General features: G+C 67.4%; 4 protein-coding genes. All 4 read left to right on the forward strand.

Going from position 1 to position 5019, the window contains the following annotated elements:
• Window positions 1–916 (forward strand): sugar ABC transporter permease (locus AB0F10_RS44100; protein ID WP_360640265.1); only part of this gene is annotated, 916 nt, incomplete at its 5' end.
• Complete coding sequence (locus AB0F10_RS44105; protein ID WP_360640268.1) at window positions 913–1737, forward strand: carbohydrate ABC transporter permease; 825 nt, start codon at window positions 913–915, stop codon at window positions 1735–1737. The genes AB0F10_RS44100 and AB0F10_RS44105, both read left to right, overlap by 4 nt.
• 54 nt (window positions 1738–1791) lie before the next feature.
• Complete coding sequence (locus AB0F10_RS44110) at window positions 1792–3018, forward strand: cellulose binding domain-containing protein (RefSeq protein WP_360640271.1); 1227 nt, start codon at window positions 1792–1794, stop codon at window positions 3016–3018.
• Window positions 3019–3489: 471 nt separating this feature from the next.
• Window positions 3490–5019: endo-1,4-beta-xylanase (locus AB0F10_RS44115; protein ID WP_360640274.1), on the forward strand; the 1530-nt coding region annotated here is incomplete at its 3' end.

Below are 5019 nucleotides of genomic sequence, written 5' to 3' on the forward strand. Positions count from 1 at the left end.
GAGGGCGAGGCGCCGGCGCCGCCCCTGGGGGACCGTCGCGCTCTTCCTGAGCCCGGCACTGTTCCTGTTCGCCCTGCTGGTGCTCACCCCGATCGTGGTGGCCGCCTACGCCAGCTTCTTCAATTGGAACGGCTTCGGCTCCCCGACCGCGTTCGTCGGCCTGGAGAACTTCCGGCGCCTGCTCGCCGACCAGATCTTCATCGGTGACCTGCGCCGCACGCTGCTGCTGATCGTGCTCTCCCTGTGCATCCAGATCCCGATCTCGCTGGCCCTGGCGATGCTGCTCAACCAGCCGCTGCGGGGCCGGCGGGTCTACCGGATGCTGTTCTTCACGCCGTACGTGCTGTCCGAAGTGGTCACCGCGGTGCTGTTCACCATGATCTTCTCGCCCAACCAGGGCCTGGCCAACCATCTCACCCGGCTGATCGGGCTCGGCGACCTCGGCGCGACCTGGCTGGCCGACACCTCCACGGTGATGTACTCGCTGTTCTTCGTGATCTCGTGGAAGTACTTCGGCTTCCACACGATCCTCTTCCTGGCGGGCCGGCAGAGCATCCCGCCCGAGCTGCACGACGCGGCGGCCATGGACGGTGCCGGGCCGTGGCAGGCGTTCCGGCACATCACCCTGCCACTGCTCGGCCCGACCATCCGGATCAGCGTGTTCCTGTCCGTCCTCGGCACGATCCAGCTGTTCGACATGGTGTGGGTGCTAACCGGCGGCGGCCCGATCCGCTCGTCGGAGACCCTGGCCGTGACGATGTTCCAGGAGGGCTTCAAGCGTTACCACGTGGGCTACGCGAGCGCGATCAGCATGGTCATCTTCCTGATCAGCGTCACGTTCGGCCTGCTGTACCAGCGGTTCGTACTGCGCCGTGACCTCGAGGGCGCGATCACCACCATGGGGGACCAGCGATGATCACCAAGACGCGCTCCGCCGCCCTGCACGGGACCAGCCTCGTGGTCGGTGCCGCCGTCGTCGCGCCGATCGTCTTCGGGATCCTCGGCGGGTTCAAGGACAACGGCCAGCTGTTCACCAACCCGTTCGGGCTGCCGGACCCGTGGCTGCCGAACAACTACCTCGACGCGCTGTTCTCCGCGGCGTTCTGGCAGCAGGCGCTCAACAGCGTCGTCATCGCGGTGGCCAGCACGGCGCTGGTGGTGGGCGTCGGCGCGATGGCCGCGTTCGTCTTCGCGCGGTTCGCCTTTCCCGGCCGGGAGTTCCTCTTCACCCTGTTCGCGATCGGGCTGATGTTCCCGTTCGCCGTCGCGATCCTGCCGCTGTTCGTCCTGTTGCGGGGGATGGGCCTGCTCGGCAACCCGCTCGGCGTGATCCTCCCGCAGGTCGCGTTCGGCCTGCCGATCACGATCGTCATCCTGCGCAGCTTCTTCCGTACGATCCCGGCCGAGGTCGAGGAGTCGGCCGTGCTCGACGGGTGCGGGCCGTTCCGGTTCTTCTGGCGGATCCTGCTGCCGATGGCCCGGCCCGCCATCGGCACGGTCGCGGTGCTGGCCGTCGTCGGCAGCTGGAACAACTATCTGCTGCCGCTGATCGTCTTCAACGACTCGCGGTGGTGGACCCTGCCGCTGGGCGTGCAGCAGTTCCAGTCGCAGTACTCGGCCGACACCGCCCGCATCCTCGCCTACGTCACGCTGGCCATGCTGCCCTCGCTGGTCTGTTACGCCCTGGCCGAGCGTCAGCTCATCGGCGGTCTGACCAGCGGCCTCGGGAAGGGCTGACGCGCGCCGAGTGACCGTCAATCAGTTCGCCGTCTCATGAATCGAGGAATCGTGATGTCCATCCGAAAACTCGCCGTCGCGGCGGCCGCGGGTGTCACCGTCCTGGGAATGCTGGTGGTGATCCCCTCCGCCTTGGCCGGAACCGCCGGCTGCGGCAAGGCGCCCACGCTGACCAGCGGCACCCGCACCATCTCCAGCGGCGGCCAGAACCGTACCTACATCCTCCGCGTCCCGGACAACTACGACCGCAACAAGCCGTACAAGTTGATCTTCGGCTTTCACTGGCTGAACGGGACCGCCGCCAACGTGGCGAGCGGCGGCTACTACGGCCTGCAGGGGCTGTCGAACAACTCGGCGATCCTGGTCGCGCCGCAGGGCATCGACAACGGCTGGGCCAACACCGGCAACCGGGACCTGACGCTCGTCGACAACCTGACCGCCCTGATCGAGGGTGACCTGTGCGTCGACACCTCCCAGCTGTTCGCGCTCGGCTGGAGCTACGGCGGCTCGATGAGCTACGCCGTCGCGTGCGCCCGCCCGGAGGTCTTCCGCGCGGTCGCGGTGCTCTCCGGTGCCAACCTCAGCGGCTGCAGCCCGGGCACGCAGCCGGTCGCCTACCTGGGCATCCACGGCATCCACGACAGCGTGCTCAACATCTCGCAGGGCCGGTCGATCCGGGACACCTTCGTCCGCAACAACGGATGTACGGCGCAGAGCCCGCGCGAGCCCGCCCAGGGCAGCCTCACCCACATCGTGACCACCTATTCGGGCTGCCGGGCCGGCTACCCGGTGGAGTGGGCGGCGTTCGACGGTGACCACACCCCGGAGCCGGTGGACGGATCCACGTCGACAAGCGGCGCCCGGACGTGGGTGGGCGGCGAGATCTGGAAGTTCTTCTCGCAGTTGCCGAGTACCACGCCGACGTCACCCACCTCGTTGCCGACCGTCCCGTCGAGTTCGTGGCCCACCACAGAGCCGGGTGCGTGCACCGCCTCCTACCGGATCACCGGGCAGTGGCAGGGCGGCTTCCAGGGCGAGGTCACGGTGTCGGCCGGCGCCGCCGCGCTGACCGGGTGGCGGGTCGGCTGGACGTTCCCCAACGGCCAGGCCATCACCCAGATCTGGGGTGGTCGCAACACCGGCAGCGCGAGCGCGCCCAGCATCCTGAACGAGACCTACAACGGCAGCCTCGGCGCCGGGGCGTCCACCACGTTCGGCTTCCTCGGGAGCTGGACCGGCACCAACAGCGTGCCGTCGGCGGCCACCTGCGCGGCGTCCTGAACCGCCGCATGTCCTGATACAGGCGGATGCAAGCAGGAGGAGAAGGGTGCCGCCGGAGGGCGCCGGTGGCACCCTTCCTGACTTTCGTTCGTGATTGCGCATAACACTTTTCAGAAGTGTTCATATTGTGCCGCCACGTCGCGCAGCGCTTCGTAAGTTTCGGAATGATCGTGCGCTCGATCCTGAAAGTAATGATCACCTGCCAGATGCGAAGCTGCGTGGATCTTCAAACCTGCTGGTGAGAGGCACGGCAGTGCTGCGTCAACTCCTGTGAAGCCTCCTAAACTTCCGGAAGTTTACCGGGAACTATTGTTTCGCGGGTATTACCGTGCCAGCATTGCCAGATATTGAGGCACATCGCTCTCCGGCACGAATTGCGCGATCACAGATGCCCTCCTGTGCGGCGACTCCTCACCACCGCGCGTTCATCGCGCCGCGGCCGGAACGCGGAATACAGAAAGGAAGGCCCCCGTGGCAATCAATCCCCCCGCCCATTCCCCGGACTCCCCCCGGCGGCGGTTCCGGCTGCTGACGGTCAGCGCCGTGGCCGCCCTCGCGGGGCTCGGCGCGGTGATGGTGATGCCGGATGCGAACGCCGCGGCCGGCACCCTCGGCGCGGCCGCCCAGCAGTCGGGCCGGTACTTCGGCACGGCGATCGCCGCGAGCCGGCTCAGCAACGCGACCTACTCCACCATCGCCGGCCGCGAATTCAACATGGTGACGGCCGAGAACGAGATGAAGCCCGACGCGACCGAGCCGCAGCGGGGCCAGTTCAATTTCGGCTCCGCCGACCAGATCTACAACTGGGCCATCCAGCGCGGCATCAAGGTCCGCGGCCACACCCTGGCCTGGCACGCCCAGCAGCCGGGCTGGATGCAGAGCCTCAGCGGCAGCAGCCTGCGCCAGGCGATGATCGACCACATCAACGGCGTCATGGCCCACTACAAGGGCAAGCTCGCCGCCTGGGACGTCGTCAACGAGGCCTTCAACGAGGACGGCAGCCGCCGGAACTCCAACCTGCAGTCCACCGGCAACGACTGGATCGAGGTCGCGTTCCGGACCGCCCGCAACGCCGACCCGTCGGTCAGGCTCTGCTACAACGACTACAACATCGAGAACTGGTCGTACGCCAAGACGCAGGGCGTCTACAACATGATCCGCGACTTCAAGTCGCGCGGCGTGCCGATCGACTGCGTGGGCCTGCAGACCCACTTCACCGGGGGCAGTTCGCTGCCGGGCAACTTCCAGACCACGCTGTCGAGCTTCGCCGCCCTCGGTGTCGACGTGGCGCTGACCGAGGTGGACGTCACCAACGCCTCGACCAGCCAGTACGCCGGGCTGACCCAGGCCTGCATGAACGTGTCCCGCTGCATCGGCATCACCGTCTGGGGCGTGCGGGACAGCGACTCCTGGCGATCCAGTGAGAACCCGTTGCTGTTCGACGGCAACGGCAACAAGAAGGCCGCGTACACCTCGGTGCTCAACGTCCTCAACTCCGCCGACCCGAACCCGTCGTCACCGCCCCCGACCGACCCCAGCACGCCGCCCACGCAGGGCACCGGGAACCGGATCCTCGGCGCCCAGTCCGGCCGGTGCGTCGACGTGCCGAACGCGTCGACCAGCAACGGCACGAGGGTGCAGCTCTACGACTGCAACGGTCAGAGCAACCAGACGTGGACCCTCACCTCGGGCAAGCAACTGACCGTCTACGGCAACCGGTGCCTGGACGCCGCCGGTTCCGGAAACGGCTCGGCCGTGCAGATCTACAGCTGCAACGGGCAGACCAACCAGCAGTGGAACCTCAACTCCAACGGCACCATCACCGGTGTCCAGTCCGGCCGCTGCCTCGACGTCTGGGGCACCGGCAACGGCCAGCAGGTGCAGCTCTACGACTGCAACGGCCAGGCCAACCAGCAGTGGAACCTCAACTCCAACGGCACCATCACCGGTGTCCAGTCCGGCCGCTGCCTCGACGTCTGGGGCACCGGCAACGGCCAGCAG

The organism is Actinoplanes sp. NPDC026623, assembly GCF_040638275.1.
Lineage (GTDB): Bacteria > Actinomycetota > Actinomycetes > Mycobacteriales > Micromonosporaceae > Actinoplanes.